We start from the raw sequence: 3,209 nt of genomic DNA on the forward strand, positions 1-3,209 counted from the left end.
ATGAACGCGGTCGCGGGCGGTCGGATTACGGGACCCGTCAGCAGTATCACACCGTGTTTCCGGTGAAACAGATGTCGTTCTCGATGAAACAGCCGTCGTTCTGTGGCGCACCTTCGATTCGTCTGGTCCGAACACGGAGAGGGACACCGCGTTTCCGGTGAATCGTTGTTGATCCGGCCCGGTGAATTCAGACCCAATGCATCCAGCTCCAGTGCATCCAGCCCCAGTACATTCGGACTTCTGGTCTTTGTAGACCCTCTTCTGATGTTCGTGGTTCAGCACCGGTTCGGGCGAGAGTGACACACCGTGTTTCCGGTGAATCTCGGATCGAAGTCGGATCAGTATTCCCGGGATGGTTCCAGGAGGTACAAGAAATGAGAAACTTTATTAGAGTTTTCTGAGTATCCCCCTCCGAGTCCACTGCGAAATATCTTGTTAGCGAACGCTGCAGCTCCATCGACTCGAACCATCGGTGTTGGAACTGTAGTCGAACGCCGTCGTTCACACGACGATATCGGTCGGAATCCTCCAGGCGCCTCCGCGAGTAGCGAAGCGTCCATCTCGGTTTTCGAACTTTGACAACCTTTGATTATCGGCTTTCAGTCCCCCCTCTAGCTGGACTCTCGGCTCTCGGCTGCCTTTTCCACTGTCATCACGCACCTTGTTTCCGGTGAAACTAAACCCCCGTTTCGACTCCCCCCTCACCCCAACGAACGTATTTCACCGGAAACCCGGTGTGTGTGTCCTCTACCCTTTCTAGCACAACTGCCGTCTCACGCCCGCCGAAACACAATACATTTCACCGGAAACGCGGTGTCTCTCCTATGGACGCAGCGGACGACCTCTTCACGCGCGAGGATCCCATCTTCGCGAACAAGGAGCTCCTCGAGATCAGCCACTTGCCGGGAGAGGGTCGGATCGTCGGCCGCGACGACGAGATCGCCGACCTCGCGACCGCGGTCAACCCCGCCATCTTCGGTCAGAGCCCGAGCAACGTGCTCATTTACGGTAAGACGGGTACCGGAAAATCCCTCTGTGCGAAATACGTCTCTCAGCGCCTCGTCGATACCGCCGGCGAGGAGGGCGTCAACGCCACCTTTGCATACGTCGACTGTGCGCAGGACACGACGGAGACACAGGCGGTCCAGACGATCGCCGACGGGGTCAACGACCCAGCCGAAACCGGGATCAACGTCCCCGACAAGGGGCTATCCACCTCGACGTACTACAAACGCCTCTGGCGGATTCTCGACGAGCGGTACGACGTGGTCCTGATCATCCTCGACGAGATCGATAAGCTCGATGACGACGCGATCCTCATGCAGCTCTCCCGCGCCGGCGAGGCCGGTAAGATCACCGACTGCAAACTCGGCGTCATCGGGATCAGCAACAAGATCCAGTACAAGGACCGGATGGATGAGCGCGTCAAGTCCAGCCTCTGTGAGCGTGAGTTCGTCTTCCCCCCGTACGATGCGACGCAGCTGGGGGACATCATGGAGGCTCGATCCGACGCCTTCCACGACGGCGTGCTCGAACCGTCCACCGTCCCGCGCGCGGCCGCGCTCGCCGCCCGCGAACACGGTGACGCACGCAAAGCGATCGACATCCTCCGATACGCCGGCGAGATCGCACAGGGGAACGGCGAACGAACCGTCCGCGAGGAGTTCGTCACTCAGGCGCGCGAACGCGCCGAAACCGACCGATTTCGCGAGCTCATCCGCGGGTCGACCCCCCACTCCCGATACGTCCTCCAGGCCCTCGCACTACTCTCCCTCTCGAGCGACAAACAGGACGGGTTCCGAACGAGCCGCGTCTACGAGATTTATGAGAACATCTGCCGCCAGGAGGGGTCGGACAGCCTCTCGTTGCGCCGCGTTCGCGACCTGTTGAAGGAACACGCGTTCCTCGACATCATCGAACAGTCGAAACACAGCGGTGGCAGCGCTGAGGGGAGCTACACCAAACACCAACTGCTGGAGGATCCGAAGGTCGTGAAGGACGTTCTTACTGAGGACACCGAAGGATAATCGCACCGTGTCGGTGGCTGCTCGGGGTTCGATCGAAACTGTCGCGAAGCGGTGGCCGAGAACGCGCTATCCGAGGAGGCCGAGGCTCTCGATCCGCTCGACTATCTCCTCGACGGCTCCTTCGGCGTCGTCCGTCTGCTTCCCGCCCGTGATCACGATCTTCCCGCTGCCGAACAGGAGAATGACGACCTCGGGGTCGTCCATCCGGTAGACCAGTCCCGGGAACTGCTCGGGCTCGTACTCTACGTCTTCGAGACCCAAGCCGATCGCGAGCGCGTTTAGGTTCAGATTGTGACCGAGGTCCGCGCTCGAGACGATGTTCTGTACCGTGATGTCCGGGTCCTCTTCGACGGGGATACTGAGTCCGCGAAGCTTCTCGAAGATGATTCCGAGCGCTTCATGCACGTCGTCGATGCTCTTTGCGCCCGTGCACACGATCTTCCCGGAGCGGAAGATGAGTGCGGCCGCCTTCGGGTCCTGGGTTCGGTACACTAACCCCGGGAAGTTGTCCGGATTGAAGTCAGCTCCGGGAAGGTCCTCAGCCAACGCTTCGAGGTCGAGTTCCTGCCCAATACCCGTCGATGCCACCACATTTTGGATCTCGATTGATTCTGCGGGGTCTGCCATCGTTCGCTTTTATATGCACGCCCCTCCCTTATAAACGCCCGTGTTATCTGTGGGTCGCTTCCGGTAGCTCGGAATCCCTTCTCGGAACTATCTCTTCCGTCTGGATCAGCTGTCTGTCGGCATTCGTTGGGCCCCGCGATACTGTCACTCTCCACGATGCGTGAAACCGCATGCCGTACGGCGATCGCTTCGACGGGGTTAAGTACTGGCCTGCCGTTCGAATGAATGCGAAGAACGCTCCCGCGAGGGGGCGACCGGGACCCTTCGGGGTCTCGGGCAACCGTTCCGACGCCCTTATGTGTGGGCGCCGATTCGGAACGTAATGCGAAGAACGCGACGCGAACTCGGACCGTTCAACCCGGTCCGCTTTCGCAGAGTCGGCCCGGTTTCCATGCCGACGTCGTCCGCGGGGCTACCCCCGGGCGGCGCACCCCGACTCGACCCATGAGGATCCCACCCCTGCGGTCCGCCGTAAGACGGGATCTGATGTGAGCCAACGACGTTCGGTGTCACCCGCTTTCGCGAGTGACCCGAACACGGACCATGCAATGGTGC

At 60.3% G+C, this 3,209-nt stretch carries 2 protein-coding genes; one reads left to right on the forward strand and one right to left on the reverse strand.

Annotation, left to right across the window (positions count from 1 at the left end):
* The first annotated feature begins 824 nt into the window (after positions 1–824).
* A complete protein-coding gene (locus tag AN233_RS04975) occupies positions 825–2,027 on the forward strand; it encodes a Cdc6/Cdc18 family protein (protein ID WP_058365743.1) in 1,203 nt (400 codons plus the stop codon).
* A gap of 66 nt (positions 2,028–2,093) precedes the next feature.
* Here AN233_RS04975 and AN233_RS04980 read toward each other — a convergent pair whose 3' ends face one another.
* Positions 2,094–2,654 (reverse strand): TATA-box-binding protein, encoded by a 561-nt coding sequence (locus AN233_RS04980; RefSeq protein WP_058365744.1) that lies wholly within the window; start codon positions 2,652–2,654, stop codon positions 2,094–2,096.
* Positions 2,655–3,209: the final 555 nt, after the last annotated feature.

Origin of the sequence: Haloparvum sedimenti (genome assembly GCF_001462205.1) — an archaeon.
GTDB classification, from domain to species: domain Archaea; phylum Halobacteriota; class Halobacteria; order Halobacteriales; family Haloferacaceae; genus Haloparvum; species Haloparvum sedimenti.